2 tRNA genes are annotated in these 412 nt (G+C 46.4%); both read left to right on the top strand.

Annotated elements, in window-relative coordinates:
• Nucleotides 1-39: 39 nt before the first annotated feature.
• A tRNA-Ile gene (locus HX815_RS31425) sits at nucleotides 40-116 on the top strand.
• 30 nt (nucleotides 117-146) lie between these two features.
• Nucleotides 147-222: transfer RNA gene (locus HX815_RS31430), tRNA-Ala, on the top strand.
• The last annotated feature ends 190 nt before the right edge of the window (nucleotides 223-412 follow it).

Consider the following 412-nt stretch of genomic DNA (forward strand, 5'->3'; position numbering starts at 1 on the left):
GATTCATTGAAGAAGACGATAAAGAAGCAGCCCGAAATTGGGTCTGTAGCTCAGTTGGTTAGAGCGCACCCCTGATAAGGGTGAGGTCGGCAGTTCGAATCTGCCCAGACCCACCAATTTTGTGTGGGAAACGCCTGTAGAAATACGGGGCCATAGCTCAGCTGGGAGAGCGCCTGCCTTGCACGCAGGAGGTCAACGGTTCGATCCCGTTTGGCTCCACCACTACTGCTTCTGTCTTGAAAGCTTAGAAATGAGCATTCCATCGATGTGATGGTGAGTGTTGATTTCTAGTCTTTGATTAGATCGTTCTTTAAAAATTTGGGTATGTGATAGAAAGATAGACTGAACGTTACTTTCACTGGTAACGGATCAGGCTAAGGTAAAATTTGTAAGTAATTGCGAATTTTCGGCG

This window comes from Pseudomonas sp. E6002 (assembly GCF_013385565.1).
Lineage (GTDB): Bacteria > Pseudomonadota > Gammaproteobacteria > Pseudomonadales > Pseudomonadaceae > Aquipseudomonas.